Origin of the sequence: Mycobacterium sp. 4D054 (assembly GCF_052245755.1) — a bacterium.
Lineage (GTDB): Bacteria > Actinomycetota > Actinomycetes > Mycobacteriales > Mycobacteriaceae > Mycobacterium.
The window spans coordinates 16,149-31,841 of the sequence record NZ_JBQQCF010000004.1 but is presented as its reverse complement, the minus strand read 5'-3'; the positions used below and the strand labels follow the sequence as shown (position 1 = coordinate 31,841).

Below are 15,693 nucleotides of genomic sequence, written 5' to 3'. Positions count from 1 at the left end.
CAGCGCTCACAGCAAGCCATGTAGCGGCAGGTTCATCGGTATGCCGCGTCGCATCGGTCCAACGCGGTGGTCTTGGAGGCGTTCAACCGCTCGATCGCGGCGTTGAATTCGTCGGTTCCGTAGTTGCCCGCGATCGACGTCGCCACGCCCCTGGCTGCATCGACCCAGCTGTTCAGCGCGTCGCGCAGCTCCGGGGTCAGCGGGTCCGAGAGGCTGCCGGCGACCAGGTCGGCGCTGTGGTTGAGCGCGTCGACGGCCGGACCGGCGGTGCGGCCGATGTCGGCGGGATTGTTGTTGAACGCGTCGACGTAGGTGTTGACCGCACCGATGGCCTCGGCGCTGCTGGAGCTCATCGCCTCGCACGAGGTGCGGACGGCCTCGACGGTCAGCGACGCCTGCCGCTGGGACTCGCGGGCGCTGGAACTGGCCGCGGACTCCTCGATCGACGCCGACACCGACGCCCGGTACAGCGGCGCATCCCCCTCGGCGACCGCGGCGTCGCCGTCGGTGACGCTGGTGCACCCCACAACGATCATCGCCAGCGCGGCCAACGCGCCGGTCACCGATGCGGCGAGCCGCACGGTGCGGACGCCCCACCGACCGATCAGCACGGTCTGCAGACGTTACCGGGTCGGCTGCCGGTTCACCCGGCACTTCGGACCCGCTAGTGCGCATCGGGCAGGATTAGACAAGGATGGAAAGCCGCGTACGCGGGAAGCAAGGTAACCCACCGAGCCGAAGCGGACGTGTTTAAACCGCCTAACAAGGAGCGGATGTTGACCACCGAGTTCGTGCGCCAGGACCTGGCCCAAAACTCCGGCAGCGCAGCAGAACCCGACCGGGTTCGCGTGATCAGAGAAGGCGTCGCGTCGTATCTGCCGGACATCGACCCCGAAGAGACCGGCGAGTGGCTGGAGTCCTTCGACGACCTGCTGGACCGGTCCGGTCCGGCCCGTGCCCGCTATCTGCTGCTCCGCATGCTCGAGCGTGCCGGTGAGCAGCGCGTCGCGATCCCGGCACTGACCTCCACCGACTACGTCAACACGATCCCGACCGAGCTGGAACCCTGGTTCCCCGGCGACGAGGACGTCGAGCGCCGCTACCGCGCCTGGATCCGGTGGAACGCCGCGATCATGGTGCACCGCGCACAGCGCCCGGGAGTCGGTGTGGGTGGCCATATTTCGACGTACGCGTCGTCGGCGGCGCTCTACGAAGTCGGCTTCAACCACTTCTTCCGCGGCAAGAGCCATCCCGGCGGCGGCGACCAGATCTTCATCCAGGGCCACGCCTCCCCCGGTATCTACGCGCGGGCCTACCTCGAGGGCCGGCTCACCGAGGACAAACTCGACGGCTTCCGCCAGGAGCACAGCCATCCCGGCGGCGGGCTGCCGTCCTATCCGCACCCGCGGCTGATGCCGGACTTCTGGGAGTTCCCGACCGTGTCGATGGGCCTGGGCCCGATGAACGCGATCTATCAGGCGCGGTTCAACCACTACCTGCACGACCGGGGCATCAAGGACACCTCCAATCAGCACGTGTGGGCGTTCCTGGGCGACGGCGAGATGGACGAGCCCGAGAGCCGCGGCCTGGCGCACGTCGCCGCGCTGGAGGGCCTCGACAACCTGACCTTCGTGGTGAACTGCAACCTGCAGCGCCTCGACGGCCCGGTGCGCGGCAACGGCAAGATCATCCAGGAGCTGGAGTCGTTCTTCCGCGGCGCGGGCTGGAACGTCATCAAGGTGGTGTGGGGCCGCGAGTGGGACGCGCTTCTGCACGCCGACCGCGACGGCGCGCTCGTGAACCTGATGAACACCACCCCCGACGGGGACTATCAGACCTACAAGGCCAACGACGGGGCCTACGTCCGCGACCACTTCTTCGGCCGGGACCCGCGCACCAAGGCGCTCGTCCAGAACATGACCGACCAGGAGATCTGGAACCTCAAGCGCGGCGGTCACGACTACCGCAAGGTCTACGCCGCCTACCACGCGGCAATGGAGCACAAGGGTCAGCCCACGGTGATCCTGGCCAAGACCATCAAGGGCTACACGCTGGGCAAGCACTTCGAAGGCCGCAACGCCACGCACCAAATGAAAAAGCTTGCGCTGCAGGACCTCAAGGACTTTCGCGACGCCCAGCGCATCCCGATCTCCGACGAGCAACTCGAGAACGACCCCTACCTGCCGCCGTACTACCACCCGGGCCCGGAGGCGCCGGAGATCCGCTACATGCTCGACCGCCGGCGCGCCCTAGGCGGCTTCCTGCCGGAACGGCGGACCAAGAGCAAGGCGCTGACGTTGCCCGGCCACGACACCTACAAGGCCCTGAAGAAGGGGTCGGGCAAGCAGGAGGTCGCCACCACCATGGCGACCGTACGTACGTTCAAAGAACTGTTGCGCGACAAGAACATCGGGCCGCGAATCGTTCCCATCATCCCCGACGAGGCCCGCACCTTCGGGATGGACTCCTGGTTCCCGAGCCTGAAGATCTACAACCGCAACGGGCAGCTGTACACGGCCGTGGACGCCGAGCTGATGCTGGCCTACAAGGAGAGCGAAGTCGGCCAGATCCTGCACGAAGGCATCAACGAGGCCGGGTCGACCGCGTCGTTCACCGCGGTGGGCACGTCGTATGCCACCCACAACGAACCGATGATCCCGGTCTACATCTTCTATTCGATGTTCGGGTTCCAGCGCACCGGTGACGGCCTGTGGGCGGCGGCCGATCAGATGGCCCGCGGGTTCCTGCTGGGCGCGACGGCCGGCCGCACGACGCTGGTCGGCGAGGGCCTGCAGCACGCTGACGGCCACTCGCTGCTGCTGGCGGCGACCAACCCGGCCGTGGTGGCCTACGACCCGGCGTTCGCCTACGAGATCGCCTACATCATCGAGAGCGGCCTGGCCCGCATGTACGGCGAGAACCCGGAGAACGTCTACTTCTACATGACGATCTACAACGAGCCCTACGTACAGCCGGCCGAGCCTGAGGGCATCGACGTCGACGGTCTGTTGCGCGGCATGTACCGGTACCAGGCCGCGCCGGAGAAGCGCACCAACACCGCGCAGATTCTGGTCTCCGGTGTGGCGATGCCGTCGGCGCTGAAGGCCGCCGAGATGCTGGCCGAGGAATGGGACGTCGCCGCCGACATCTGGTCGGTGACCAGCTGGGGTGAGCTCAACCGCGACGGCGTGGCCATCGAGAAGGAGAAGCTGCGCCATCCCGACCGGCCCGCGCAGACGCCGTATGTCACCAAGGCGCTGGCCGAGGCCACCGGACCCGTCGTCGCGGTGTCGGACTGGATGCGGGCGGTGCCCGAGCAGATCCGGCCCTGGGTGCCGGGCACCTTCATCACCCTGGGCACGGACGGCTTCGGCTTCTCCGACACCCGGCCCGCGGCCCGGCGCTATTTCAACACCGACGCCGAGTCGATCGTCGTCGGCGTGCTCGAAGGTCTGGCTCGCGACGGCAACATCGACATCTCGGTGGCGGTCGAGGCGGCGCGGAAGTACGAGATCGACAATGTGCTGGCGGCGCCGGAGCAGACGTCGGACCCCGGAGTCGCGTAGCGACGACATCGGACCCCGGAGTCGCGTAGCGACGACATCGGACCCCGGAGTCGCGTAGCGACGACATCGGACCCCGGAGTCGCGTAGCGACGACATCGGACCCCGGAGTCGCGTAGCGACGACATCGGACCCGGAGTCGCGTAGCGACGACATCGGACCCGGAGTCGCGTAGTTGGTTAGAGGTTTCCGCCAAAACCAGGCGTAGATTTTAGGGATGGTTGACAACAACCGGTTCATCCCGCCGCGCTCGACCGTCGACGTGCTGGAAAGCGTGCCGGAGTCGGCGCTGCGCCGGCTCAAGCAGTATTCGGGCCGTTTGGCGACCGAGGCCGTGCACGTGATGGAGGAGCGGCTGCCGTTCTTCGCCGCGCTCGAAGCCAACCAGCGCGCCAGCGTCCAGTTGGTGGTGCAGACCGCGGTGGTGAACTTCGTCGAGTGGATGCGCGACCCGCGCAGCGACGTCAGCTACACCGCCCAGGCCTTTGAGGTGGTGCCACAGGATCTGCGCAGGCGGATCGCGCTGCGCCAGTCGGTGGAGATGGTTCGCGTGACCATGGAGTTCTTCGAAGAAGTGGTGCCGCTGCTGGCCCGTTCCGAGGAGCAGCTCACCGCCTTGACGGCCGGCATCCTGCGGTACAGCCGTGACCTGGCGTTCGCGGCCGCCACCGCCTACGCCGACCAGGCCGAGGCGCGCGGCGCGTGGGACACCCGGATGGAGGCCAATCTCGTCGACGCGGTGGTCCGCGGCGGTACCGGAACCGAACTGCAGTCGCAGGCAGCCGCGCTCAACTGGGACGCGACCGCGCCGGCCACGGTCATCGTGGGCATGCCACGCCCGGACCGGATGGAATTCGCCGGTGACGACGTGCGTGACGTGGCGGCCCGCAACGGGCGCGCGGCGTTGTCCGATGTGCACGGCACGTGGCTGGTCGCGGTCGTGTCGGGCGGTCTGTCGCCGACGGACCGGTTCCTGTCGGATCTGATGAAGGTCTTCGCCGAGGGCCCGGTCGTGATCGGCCCGACCGCCCCCACACTCGGCGCCGCCCACCGCAGTGCCACCGAGGCCATCGCCGGGATGAACGCCGTCGCCGGCTGGGCCGGCGCCCCGCGTCCGGTGGCCGCGCGGGAGCTGCTGCCCGAACGCGCGCTGCTCGGCGATGCGAACGCGGCCGCCGCGCTGGAAGCCGACGTGATGCGGCCGCTGTCGGACGCCGGCCCTGCGCTGGTGGAGACGCTCGACGCCTACCTTGACTCCGGCGGCGCCATAGAAGCTTGCGCACGCAAATTGTTCGTTCATCCAAATACCGTGCGGTACCGGTTGAAGCGGATCGCCGACTTCACCGGCCGCGACCCGACGATTCCGCGCGACGCCTATGTGCTGCGGGTGGCTTCCTCGGTGGGTCGGTTGAACCGTCATGCGCAGTCGACAGCCGTCTCCGCGGTGGGATCCGAGCAGGTCACCGGTGTTGGCTCCGTCACACCTGGAGGCATCTCTTAGGGATAACAGGTTGCGGCGAGGTCTCGATGGAGTCGCATCACATGCGGATTTGTGGACTACCTACAAAAACATAAGACGAGGTTCATAATCTCTTACACCGTTCAAATCCGTCTTCACAATGTTCTCTTAGAGACGTGCCTCAGACGACTGTGCTCGCATTCCTCGCGCCCGGACAGGGTTCGCAGACCCCCGGCATGCTCGCCGAGTGGCTGGAGCTGCCCGGCGCCGCTGAGCGTATCGAGGCATGGTCGCAGATCAGCGGACTCGATCTGGCGACACTCGGCACCACCGCGACGGCCGAGCAGATCACCGATACCGCGGTCACCCAGCCTCTGGTCGTCGCCGCCACGCTGCTGGCCTACGAAGAACTGAGCAAGCGCGGCGAGAACTACGGGCTCGAAGGCCCGGTCGAGGTCATCGCCGCCGGCCACTCGGTCGGTGAGATCGCCGCCTACGCCATCGCCGGCGTGATCACCGCCGACGAAGCCGTTTCGCTCGCCGCCACCCGTGGCAAGGAGATGGCCAAGGCCTGCGCGCTGGAGCCCACCGGCATGTCGGCGCTTCTGGGCGGTGACGAGGCCGAGGTGCTCGCGCGGCTGGAAGCTCTGGACCTCGTCCCGGCCAACCGCAACGCCGCCGGCCAGATCGTCGCCGCGGGCGCGCTCGCCGCCCTGGAGAAGCTCGCCGAGGATCCGCCGGCCCGCGCCCGGGTGCGTCCGCTGGCCACCGCCGGTGCGTTCCACACCCGCTACATGGCGCCGGCGCTCGCCGAGTACACCGCGGTCGCCGACCGGATCAATCCCCGCGAGCCGCGCGTCACGCTACTGTCCAACGCCGACGGCCGCCCGGTCTCCTCGGGTGCCGATGCGATGGCCAAGCTCGTCGCCCAGATGACCCGGCCCGTGCGCTGGGACCTGTGCACCGGCTCCATGAAGGAGCAGGGTGTCACGGCGATCGTCGAGTTCCCGCCCGCAGGGACCCTGACCGGCATCGCCAAACGCGAACTTCGGGGGACGCCGACGCACGCCGTCAAGTCCCCCGCTGATCTGGACGGGCTCGCTGGCGCTTTCTGAGCACCCGCGCGTCGTCCAGTTACACAAGTACAGACAGTTTCATCGTCCGTTTCAGTCGTTCGAAGTAACACCCGATAAATAGAAGGAGCCACTGTGCCCGCCACTCAGGAAGAAATCATCGCCGGTCTCGCCGAGATCATCGAAGAGGTCACCGGTATCGAGCCCTCCGAGGTGACTCCGGAGAAGTCGTTCGTCGACGACCTGGACATCGACTCGCTGTCGATGGTGGAGATCGCCGTGCAGACCGAGGACAAGTACGGCGTGAAGATCCCCGACGAGGACCTCGCCGGCCTGCGCACCGTCGGCGACGTCGTCGCCTACATCCAGAAGCTCGAGGAAGAGAACCCCGAGGCCGCCGCGGCCATTCGGGCCCAGATCACGGGTGACAAGTGACCCGTCCTTCCACTGCTAACGGCGGTTTCCCCAGCGTTGTGGTGACCGCCGTCGAGGCCACCACAGCGCTTGCCGCAGATATCGAGAGCACGTGGAAGGGCCTGCTGGCAGGCGAGAGCGGCATCCGGATTCTGGAGGACGACTTCGTCGACAAGTGGGACCTGCCGGTGCGCATCGGCGGCCACCTCGTCGACAACGTCGACAGCCACATGACGCGCATCGACATGCGCCGCATGTCCTACGTGCAGCGCATGTCGAAGTTGCTGGCCGGCCGGCTCTGGGAGACCGCGGGCAAGCCCGAGGTCGACCCGGACCGGTTCGCCGTGATCATCGGCACCGGTCTGGGCGGCGGCGAGAAGATCGTCGAGACCTACGACGCGATGAACGAGGGCGGGCCCCGCAAGGTCTCCCCGCTCGCGGTGCAGATGATCATGCCCAACGGCGCGGCGGCGGTCGCCGGCCTGGAGCTGGGCGCCCGCGCCGGGGTCATCACCCCGGTGTCGGCGTGTTCGTCCGGGTCGGAGGCCATCGCCCACGGTTGGCGTCAGATCGTTATGGGTGATGCGGACTTCGCCGTGGTCGGCGGCGTGGAAGGCGGCATCGAGGCACTGCCCATCGCGGCGTTCTCGATGATGCGCGCCATGTCCACGCGCAACGACGATCCCGCCGGGGCTTCGCGGCCGTTCGACAAGAACCGCGACGGGTTCGTGTTCGGCGAGGCCGGCGCGATGATGATCATCGAGACCGAGGAGCATGCCCTGGCCCGTGGCGCCAAGCCGCTGGCCCGCCTGATGGGCGCGGGCATCACCTCGGACGCGTTCCACATGGTGGCCCCGGCCGCGGACGGCCAGCGTGCCGGCGCGGCGATGAAGCGGGCGGTGGAGACCGCCGGGCTGTCCCCCAAGGACATCTCGCACGTCAACGCGCACGCCACGGCTACCCCGATCGGTGACACCGCGGAGGCCAATGCCATCCGCGTCGCCGGTGTGGAGCACGCCGCGGTGTATGCGCCGAAGTCGGCTCTGGGTCACTCGATCGGCGCCGTGGGTGCTCTCGAGTCCCTGTTGACGGTGCTCGCGCTGCGCGACGGGGTCATCCCGCCGACACTGAACTACGAGACACCGGACCCCGAGATCGATCTCGATGTCGTCGCGGGCGAGCCACGGTATGGCGACTACCAGTACGCCATCAACAACTCGTTCGGTTTCGGCGGCCACAATGTGGCTCTGGCCTTCGGTCGTTACTGATCCGATCGAGAGAGGACTCGCGAATCAGCATGGTTTCGCCGACAACAGGTAACGGGCTGCCCGACGTCGTCGTCACCGGTATCGCGATGTCCACCAGCGTGGCCACTGACGCTGAAGGGACCTGGAAGGCGCTCCTCGACGGTCAGAGCGGAATCCGCAGGCTCGAGGATCCGTTCGTCGAGGAGTTCGACCTTCCGGTCCGCATCGGCGGTCACCTGCTGGAGGACTTCGAGTCCGAATTGGACACGGTCGAACTGCGGCGCATGTCCTATCCGCAGCGGATGGCGACCGTGCTCGGCAGGCGGGTGTGGGAGAACGCCGGCTCCCCCGAGGTGGACACCGAGCGGTTGATGGTGTCGATCGGAACCGGCCTCGGCGGCGCCGAAGCTCTGGTGTTCGCTTATGACGGCATGCGGGAGCAGGGCGTGCGCGCCGTGTCCCCGCTGGCCGTGCAGATGTACATGCCGAACGGCCCGTCGGCCGTGATCGGCTTGGAACGCGGCGCCAAAGCCGGTGTGGTGACTCCGGTGTCGGCGTGCGCGTCCGGCTCCGAGGGCATCGCCCAGGCGTGGCGCAACATCGTGCTCGGCGAGGCGGACATCGCGATCTGTGGAGGCGTCGAGCAGCGCATCGAGGCGGTGCCGATCGCCGGTTTCGCACAGATGCGGATCGTGATGTCGACCAACAACGACGACCCCGCCGGCGCGTGCCGCCCCTTCGACAAGGACCGCGACGGGTTCGTGTTCGGGGAGGCCGGCGCGGTGCTGGTCATCGAGACCGAGGAGCACGCCAAAGCTCGGGGCGCGAAAATCCTGGCCCGGTTGATGGGTGCGAGCATCACCTCCGACGGCTACCACATGGTGGCGCCCGATCCGAACGGTGAACGAGCCGGTTACGCGATGACGCGTGCCATCCAGCTCGCGGGCCTCGAACCCACCGACATCGACCACGTCAACGCGCACGCCACCGGCACCAGCGTCGGCGATGTGGCCGAGGGTAAGGCCATCAACAATGCGATGGGCGGTCACCGCCCGGCGGTCTACGCCCCCAAATCCGCGCTCGGCCATTCGGTCGGGGCGGTCGGCGCGGTCGAGTCGATCCTGACCGTGCAGGCGTTGCGGGACGGGATCATCCCGCCGACGCTGAACTTGAAGAATCTTGATCCCGAGATCGACCTCGACGTGGTCGCAGGTTCACCGCGGCCGGGCAATTACGAGTACGCGATCAACAACTCATTCGGATTCGGCGGGCACAATGTCGCACTCGCCTTCGGGAAGTACTGACAAGCAGGAGAACACATGACGACCCTGGAGAACGGGCTGGCCCCCGAAGCAGTCAACGAATCGCTCGACCCGCGCGACCCGCTGTTGCGCCTGTCCACTTTCTTCGACGACGGCAGCGTCGAGCCACTGCACCAGCGGGACAAGTCCGGTGTGCTGGCCGCCGCGGGCACCGTCAACGGTGTGCGCACCATCGCGTTCTGCACCGACGGCACCGTGATGGGCGGCGCCATGGGCGTCGACGGCTGCAAGCACATCGTCGACGCCTACGACGTCGCGATCGAGGAGCAGAGCCCGATCGTCGGCATCTGGCACTCCGGCGGCGCGCGGCTGGCCGAGGGCGTCAAGGCGCTGCACGCGGTCGGCCTGGTGTTCGAGGCGATGATCCGGGCCTCCGGCTACATCCCGCAGATCTCGGTGGTGGTCGGTTTCGCCGCCGGCGGTGCCGCGTACGGCCCTGCGCTCACCGACGTGATCGTGATGGCCCCCGACAGCAAGGTGTTCGTCACCGGCCCGGACGTGGTGCGCAGCGTGACCGGTGAGGACGTCGACATGGTGTCCCTGGGCGGCCCGGAGGCCCATCACAAGAAGTCCGGCGTGTGCCACATCGTGGCCGACGATGAGCTCGACGCCTACCAGCGCGGCCGTCGTCTGGTCGGGTTGTTCTGCCAGCAGGGTCATTTCGACCGCAGCAAGGCCGAAGCAGGCGACACCGACCTCAAGGCGCTGCTGCCCGAGTCGGCGCGGCGCGCCTACGATGTGCATCCGCTCGTGGAGGCTCTGCTCGACGAGGGTGTCCCGTTCGAGGAGTTCCAGTCCCGCTGGGCGCCGTCGATCGTCGTGGGCCTGGGCCGGCTGGCCGGCCGCACCGTTGGTGTGATCGCCAACAACCCCCTGCGCCTGGGCGGCTGCCTGAACTCCGAAAGCGCGGAGAAGTCAGCCCGTTTCGTGCGGCTGTGCGATGCGTTCGGCATCCCACTGGTGGTCATCGTCGACGTGCCCGGCTACCTGCCCGGTGTGGACCAGGAGTGGGGCGGGGTGGTCCGTCGCGGCGCCAAGCTGCTGCACGCGTTCGGTGAGTCGTCGGTGCCGCGCGTCACGCTGGTCACCCGCAAGATTTACGGCGGCGCCTACATCGCGATGAACTCGCGGTCGCTGAACGCCACCAAGGTGTTCGCGTGGCCCGAGGCCGAGGTCGCCGTGATGGGCGCCAAGGCCGCGGTCGGCATCCTGCACAAGAAGAAGCTGGCCGCCGCCGCCCCCGAGGAGCGCGAGTCGCTGCACGAGGCGCTGGCCATCGAGCACGAGAAGATCGCCGGCGGTGTCGATTCCGCGATCGAGATCGGCGTGGTTGACGAGAAGATCGACCCCGCGCACACCCGCTCGAAGCTGACGCAGGCGCTGGCCGAGGCGCCGCTGCGCCGCGGCCGCCACAAGAACATCCCGCTGTAACCGGGCGAGTTTCAGCGGGCCGGCGACAGCATCTCCTCGGCGGCGGCCATGGCACGCTCGCGATCTGGGGCCACCAACCCGATCCTGGTGCGGCGGTCCAGAATGTCGTCGACGGTGAGCGCCCCTTCGTGGGTGACCGCATACTCGAATTCGGCCCTGATCACGTCGATGCCGTCGGCGACCGGATCGGTGGGCCGCTCGCAGGTGGCCCGGGCGATCACGTTCGGTGCTTCGGCGCCGTACCGCGCCACCAGCGAACCGGGCAGCTCGGTCGAAGATCGCAGCGTGGCAACGGGATTGGCGGGTGCGCCGACGAGCGGCAGGTTGCGGGTGCGGCACACGCCCGCGGCAAGCCCGCGCAGCTGCACCGCACGGTCGACGACATCCTCGGCCATGTACCGGTATTCGGTGAGCTTGCCGCCGATGACGGTGAGCACGCCCGACGGCGACTCGGTGACCGCGTGCTCGCGGGAGATGTCGGACGTCCTGCCGGCTCCCGTGTCGATGAGCGGACGAAGGCCTGCGTAGGCGCCGATCACGTCCGCCTCTGTCAGCGCCGCATCCAGCGCCGTGTTGACCGTGTCCAGCAGAAACCTGACCTCCCCAGGGGTGGGCTCCGGCACGTCCGGAATCGGGCCGGGGGCATCCTCGTCGGTCAGCCCCAGGTACACCCTGCCCAGTTGTTCGGGCATCGCGAACACGAACCGGTTGATCTCGCCCGGAATCGGAACTGTCAGCGCGGCAACCGGATTGCCGAATTTCGCGGCGTCGAACACCAGGTGCGTGCCGCGGCTCGGGCGCAGTTTGATCGAGTCGTCGACCTCCCCCGCCCAGACACCCGTCGCGTTGACGACAGCGCGGGCCGACACCCGCAGGGATTCCCCCGTCGTGCTGTCGGTGAGCGTCACCGCGTCGCGGAACGCGTCCGACGCCGCGACCCGGGTGAGTACCCGGGCGCCGTGCTGGGCGGCGGTACGCGCCACGGCGGTGACCAGCCGGGCGTCGTCGATCAGCTGTCCGTCGTAGGCGAGCAGCGCTCCGTCGAGCCCTTTCCGCGCGACGGTCGGAGCCAAACCGACGGCGCGGTGCGCGTCGATCCGACGCGACCTGGGCAGCGTGTCCGCCGGGGTGCCTGCCAGCCTGCGCAGACCGTCGCCGGCGGCGAAGCCGAACCGGACCAACGCGCGGGACGCCGTGTTCATCGACGGAAGCAGCGGAACCAGCTGCGGCATCGCATGTACGAGGTGGGGCGCGTTGCGGGTCATCAGGATTCCGCGTTCCACGGCGCTGCGCCGGGCGATGCCCACGTTGCCGCTGGCCAGGTACCGCAGCCCGCCGTGCACGAGTTTGGAGCTCCAGCGGCTGGTGCCGAACGCGAGGTCGTGTCGCTCCGCCAGCACCACCGACAGCCCGCGTGTCGCCGCGTCGAGCGCGATACCCGCGCCGGTGATGCCGCCGCCGATCACGACGAGGTCGACGGGCGCGCCTTCCCCGAGCTGCGCGAGTTCGGCGGCCCGGCGTGCGGCGTTCAAAGCAGTTGCGCCACTCATGGTTTCAGATATCCGTTCAGAGAGAGTGCCAGCTCGCGGTTGAGTGCGTCGTTGTCCAGCAACTCGGCGACCATCTGCGCCGACTGGATCGTCGACTGGGTGATCAGCAGGCACATCGCGGCCATCCCGCGCGGATCCCCGGCTCGGATACTGCCGTCGTCCTGACCGGCTTTGATCGCCTCGGCCAGTGCGTCGATGAGAATCTGCTGGCTGGTGCCGAGTCGGTCGGCGATGTAGGTCATCGCCAGGCCCGGCGCGTTGCGGATCACCGACTGCACGATCACGTCGGCGCGCAAATGGTCTGCCACGGCCACGACGCGTCCCACCGTCGCCTCCCGGTCGGCTCCGCGGTCCGGGATCGCCTCCAGAACGCCGGCGATGCGCACGGTGAGCAGTTCGGCGATCACCCAGCGGATGTCGGGCCACCGCCGGTAGATCGTCGGCCGGCTCACCCGGGCCCTGCGCGCGATCTCGGTCATAGTCGTCCGTTCCACCCCGAAAGCCAGGATGCACTCGGCAGCGGCGTCGAGGATTCGCTGCTCGACGCTCGCATCAGAGTTACGGATTGACATCATCTGTAATACTGTAACTCATGATGCAGTGGAATGCGTGGGGCGACCCCGCGGCGGCCAAACCCCTGTCCCCCGGTATCCGGTCCCTGCTCAGCCAGGCGCTCGGCATCGACGGCGATCCTGTCGACGAACCCACCCTCGAACAGGTTCGGTTGCGTCCGTCGGCGCTCTCCCGGGCCGACCGGGACGGTCTCGCCGCGATCGTCGGCGAAGAAAACCTGATTCTCGACGACCGCGAACGCCTTCTGCGCGCCGGCGGCAAGTCGACCTTGGATCTGTTGCGGCGCAGAGATTTCGGAGTGCAGGACGCCCCGGACGCGGTGCTGGCGCCCGGCGGCGACGACAATATCGCCGAACTCCTGCGGTTCTGCTCGGACCGCAGTATCGCGGTCGTCCCCTTCGGCGGCGGCACGAGCGTCGTCGGCGGCCTCGACCCCGCCCGGGGCGACTTCAAAGCCGTGGTGTCGGTGGATCTGCATCGACTCGCCGAGCTGCACTCCCTGGACGAGGTCTCCTGGGAAGCCGAACTCGGGGCGGGCCTGACCGGGCCCGACGCCGAGCGGTTGCTCGGCGAGCGCGGCTTCTCGCTGGGACATTTCCCGCAGAGCTTCTGCTTCGCGACCATCGGCGGATTCGCCGCGACCCGCTCGTCAGGGCAGGATTCCGCCGGCTACGGACGTTTCGACGACATGGTGCGCGGGTTGCGTGCCGTCACGCCGGCCGGCGTCCTCGACCTCGGGCGGGCGCCGGCTTCGGCAGCAGGCCCGGACCTGCGTCAGCTGCTGCTCGGGTCGGAGGGCAGCTTCGGGATCATCACCCGCGTCCGCGTGCGGGTGCATCCGGTGCCGGAGGCCACCCGGTTCGAGGCGTGGTCGTTCCCCGATTTCACCACCGGCGCCGACGCGCTGCGCGCCGTCGCCCAGACCGGTACCGGACCGACCGTGATCCGGCTCTCCGACGAGGCCGAGACGGGGGTCAACCTCGCCACCACCGAGAGCATCGGCGAGCAGACAAGCACCGGCGGCTGCCTGGCGATCACGGTGTTCGAGGGCACCGAGGCCCACGTCGCGAGCAGACATGCCGAGACCCGGGACCTGTTGGCCGCCAGGGGCGGTACGTCGCTGGGCGAAGGCCCGGCACGCGCCTGGGAACACGGCCGGTTCAACGCGCCGTACCTGCGCGACGCGCTGCTGTCGGCCGGGGCGCTGTGCGAGACACTGGAGACCGCGACCAACTGGTCCAACGTGCCGGCGGTCAAGGCGGCCGTCACCGAGGCGCTGACGAGCTCGCTGGCCCAATCCGGTACGCCCGCGCTGGTGATGTGCCACATTTCGCATGTGTATCCGACGGGCGCGTCGCTGTACTTCACCGTGGTCGCCGCGCAGCGCGGAAATCCGATCGAGCAGTGGCGCACGGCCAAGGCCGCCGCGTCCGACGCGATGGTGCGCGCCGGGGCGACCATCACCCATCACCACGCCGTCGGCACCGATCACCGGCCGTGGATGCGCGCCGAGGTCGGCGATCTCGGTGTGACGGTGCTGCGGGCTGTCAAGGCCGCCCTCGACCCGGCTGGAATCCTCAACCCGGGCAAGCTGATTCCGTGACCCGCTCCCGGGTCACGGTGCTGACCAACCCGGCCTCGGGGCACGGCAGCGCCCCGCACGCCGCCGAACGCGCGATCACCAGACTCCACCACCGCGGTGTCGACGTCGTCGCGATCGCCGGCCGCGACTCCGCCCACGCCCGGCAGCTGGTCGAAGGAGCGCTCGAGCGCGGCATGGACGCGCTGGTGGTCGTCGGCGGGGACGGCATCATCTCACTGGCACTGCAGGTGCTCGCGCAGTCCGGCATCCCCCTCGGCATCGTCCCGGCCGGCACCGGCAACGACCATGCCCGCGAGTTCGGCATTCCGACCAGAGACCCGGAGGCGGCGGCCGACGTCGTCGTCGACGGCATCGTCGACACCGTGGACCTCGGCCGTATCCGCGGCGCCGACGGCACCGACCGCTGGTTCGGCACCGTGATGGCCGCCGGCTTCGACTCGCTGGTCACCGACCGCACCAACCGAATGCGCTGGCCGCACGGCCGGATGCGCTACAACCTCGCGATGGTCGCCGAGATCTCGAAGCTGCGACTGCTCCCGTTCCGGCTGAGCTTCGACGGCCGAGAGGTGGACGCCGATCTGACGCTGGCGGCGTTCGGCAACACCCGAAGTTACGGCGGCGGGATGAAGATCTGTCCGGACGCCGACCCGCGCGATGGCCTGCTGGACGTGACCATGGTGGCGTCCGCGTCGCGGACCAGGCTGATCCGGCTTTTTCCCACCGTATTCAAAGGCACCCACGTACACCTCGACGAGGTGAGCACGGCCCGGGCCCGGACCGTCACGGTGGCCTGTCCCGGTATCAATGCCTACGCCGACGGTGAGTACGTCTGCCCGCTGCCCGTGGAGGTGTCGGCGGTGCCGGGCGCGCTGCAGATCCTGCGACCCGGCTAACCCACGCCCCTGCTGAGCCAGCTGACCTCGGCGCCCTCGCCGCCGTCGCGGTACGCCTCCAGCGCATCGTCCCACGCGGTGCCCAGCACCGAGTCCAGCTCGGCGGCGAGCACGTCGGCGCCCGACGCCATCAGCGCGCGCAATCTCATCTCGCCGACCATCACGTCGCCGTTGGCGCTCATCGCGCCGCTCCACAGCCCGAGCTGCGGCGTGTGGCACCAGCGGTGCCCGTCGACACCGTGGCTGGGATCCTCGGTCACCTCGAAGCGCAGCACCGACCACGACCGCAGCGCGTTCGCCAGCGCGGCGCCGGTGCCGACCGGACCGACCCAGTTGGTGACGGCGCGCAGTTGACCGGGCATGGCCGGCTGCGGGGTCCACTTCAGATTCGCCCTCGCATTGAGGGTCGACGACAACGCCCACTCGACATGCGGGCACACCGCCGCGGGCGACGCGTGGATGTACACCACGCCCGTCGTCGCGTCGGCGAATTGGTTCGCTGCACGCATCTGTTGCTCCTTCGGTTCCACGAGGGACGTCTTCCCCAACGACCTGGTGGTTTCCG

The 15,693-nt window shown here is 68.6% G+C and carries 13 protein-coding genes; 9 read left to right on the top strand and 4 right to left on the bottom strand.

Annotated features, from left to right (window positions below):
* Positions 1 to 32: 32 nt before the first annotated feature.
* The gene (locus tag ACTWP6_RS04765; RefSeq protein ID WP_443187106.1) at positions 33 to 536 is read right to left on the bottom strand and encodes a hypothetical protein; all 504 of its coding nucleotides are present in this window, start codon (positions 534 to 536) and stop codon (positions 33 to 35) included.
* Positions 537 to 776: 240 nt separating this feature from the next.
* Between ACTWP6_RS04765 and aceE the strand changes: the two genes are divergently transcribed.
* The 7 genes from aceE (at position 777) to ACTWP6_RS04730 (ending at position 10,509) form a co-directional block, all read left to right on the top strand.
* Entirely contained in the window at positions 777 to 3,566 is a 2,790-nt protein-coding gene (gene aceE, locus ACTWP6_RS04760) for a pyruvate dehydrogenase (acetyl-transferring), homodimeric type (RefSeq protein ID WP_443187105.1), read from the top strand.
* Between the two features lie 214 nt (positions 3,567 to 3,780).
* Positions 3,781 to 5,064, top strand: a complete 1,284-nt coding sequence (locus ACTWP6_RS04755) for a PucR family transcriptional regulator (RefSeq protein WP_260753943.1) — start codon at positions 3,781 to 3,783, stop codon at positions 5,062 to 5,064.
* Between the two features lie 149 nt (positions 5,065 to 5,213).
* Complete coding sequence (locus tag ACTWP6_RS04750; RefSeq protein WP_443187104.1) at positions 5,214 to 6,137, top strand: ACP S-malonyltransferase; 924 nt, start codon at positions 5,214 to 5,216, stop codon at positions 6,135 to 6,137.
* Positions 6,138 to 6,230: 93 nt separating this feature from the next.
* Complete coding sequence (gene acpM, locus ACTWP6_RS04745; protein WP_067956530.1) at positions 6,231 to 6,530, top strand: meromycolate extension acyl carrier protein AcpM; 300 nt, start codon at positions 6,231 to 6,233, stop codon at positions 6,528 to 6,530.
* Positions 6,527 to 7,777 carry a 3-oxoacyl-ACP synthase KasA gene (gene kasA, locus ACTWP6_RS04740; protein WP_443186962.1) on the top strand — a complete coding sequence of 417 codons (1,251 nt, stop codon included), beginning with the start codon at positions 6,527 to 6,529 and terminating at the stop codon, positions 7,775 to 7,777. Before acpM ends, kasA begins: the two co-directional genes overlap by 4 nt.
* Positions 7,778 to 7,806: 29 nt before the next feature.
* Positions 7,807 to 9,060 (top strand): 3-oxoacyl-ACP synthase KasB, encoded by a 1,254-nt coding sequence (gene kasB / locus ACTWP6_RS04735; protein ID WP_443186961.1) that lies wholly within the window; start codon positions 7,807 to 7,809, stop codon positions 9,058 to 9,060.
* 15 nt (positions 9,061 to 9,075) lie between these two features.
* Positions 9,076 to 10,509, top strand: coding sequence for an acyl-CoA carboxylase subunit beta (locus ACTWP6_RS04730; RefSeq protein ID WP_443186960.1), 1,434 nt, complete (start codon positions 9,076 to 9,078; stop codon positions 10,507 to 10,509).
* A gap of 11 nt (positions 10,510 to 10,520) precedes the next feature.
* On the opposite strand, the gene ACTWP6_RS04725 is transcribed toward ACTWP6_RS04730, so the two are convergent.
* Together ACTWP6_RS04725 and ACTWP6_RS04720 are read right to left on the bottom strand one after the other, a co-directional pair.
* Complete coding sequence (locus ACTWP6_RS04725; RefSeq protein WP_443186959.1) at positions 10,521 to 12,059, bottom strand: glycerol-3-phosphate dehydrogenase/oxidase; 1,539 nt, start codon at positions 12,057 to 12,059, stop codon at positions 10,521 to 10,523.
* Entirely contained in the window at positions 12,056 to 12,634 is a 579-nt protein-coding gene (locus ACTWP6_RS04720; protein ID WP_260753967.1) for a TetR/AcrR family transcriptional regulator, read from the bottom strand. The genes ACTWP6_RS04725 and ACTWP6_RS04720 overlap by 4 nt, the downstream gene beginning before the upstream one ends.
* 20 nt (positions 12,635 to 12,654) lie before the next feature.
* Here ACTWP6_RS04720 and ACTWP6_RS04715 point away from each other — a divergent pair, with 20 nt between their 5' ends.
* Both ACTWP6_RS04715 and ACTWP6_RS04710 read left to right on the top strand, forming a co-directional pair.
* The gene (locus tag ACTWP6_RS04715; RefSeq protein WP_443187103.1) at positions 12,655 to 14,235 is read left to right on the top strand and encodes an FAD-binding oxidoreductase; all 1,581 of its coding nucleotides are present in this window, start codon (positions 12,655 to 12,657) and stop codon (positions 14,233 to 14,235) included.
* Positions 14,232 to 15,128, top strand: coding sequence for a diacylglycerol kinase (locus tag ACTWP6_RS04710; RefSeq protein ID WP_443186958.1), 897 nt, complete (start codon positions 14,232 to 14,234; stop codon positions 15,126 to 15,128). Before ACTWP6_RS04715 ends, ACTWP6_RS04710 begins: the two co-directional genes overlap by 4 nt.
* Here the strand turns inward: ACTWP6_RS04710 and ACTWP6_RS04705 are convergent.
* On the bottom strand, positions 15,125 to 15,637 hold the full coding sequence (locus ACTWP6_RS04705) for a DUF3145 domain-containing protein (RefSeq protein ID WP_260753972.1): 513 nt from the start codon (positions 15,635 to 15,637) through the stop codon (positions 15,125 to 15,127). The genes ACTWP6_RS04710 and ACTWP6_RS04705 overlap by 4 nt on opposite strands.
* Positions 15,638 to 15,693 lie beyond the last annotated feature (56 nt).

What these genes read in the sequence shown, in the direction of transcription:
- ACTWP6_RS04765 (WP_443187106.1), bottom strand. Translation starts at nt 536, where the DNA reads ATGATCGTTGTGGGGTGCACCAGCGTCACCGACGGCGACGCCGCGGTC.
- ACTWP6_RS04755 (WP_260753943.1), top strand. Translation starts at nt 3,781, where the DNA reads ATGGTTGACAACAACCGGTTCATCCCGCCGCGCTCGACCGTCGACGTG.
- kasB (WP_443186961.1), top strand. Translation starts at nt 7,807, where the DNA reads ATGGTTTCGCCGACAACAGGTAACGGGCTGCCCGACGTCGTCGTCACC.
- ACTWP6_RS04730 (WP_443186960.1), top strand. Translation starts at nt 9,076, where the DNA reads ATGACGACCCTGGAGAACGGGCTGGCCCCCGAAGCAGTCAACGAATCG.
- ACTWP6_RS04725 (WP_443186959.1), bottom strand. Translation starts at nt 12,059, where the DNA reads ATGAGTGGCGCAACTGCTTTGAACGCCGCACGCCGGGCCGCCGAACTC.
- ACTWP6_RS04720 (WP_260753967.1), bottom strand. Translation starts at nt 12,634, where the DNA reads ATGATGTCAATCCGTAACTCTGATGCGAGCGTCGAGCAGCGAATCCTC.
- ACTWP6_RS04715 (WP_443187103.1), top strand. Translation starts at nt 12,655, where the DNA reads ATGCAGTGGAATGCGTGGGGCGACCCCGCGGCGGCCAAACCCCTGTCC.
- ACTWP6_RS04705 (WP_260753972.1), bottom strand. Translation starts at nt 15,637, where the DNA reads ATGCGTGCAGCGAACCAATTCGCCGACGCGACGACGGGCGTGGTGTAC.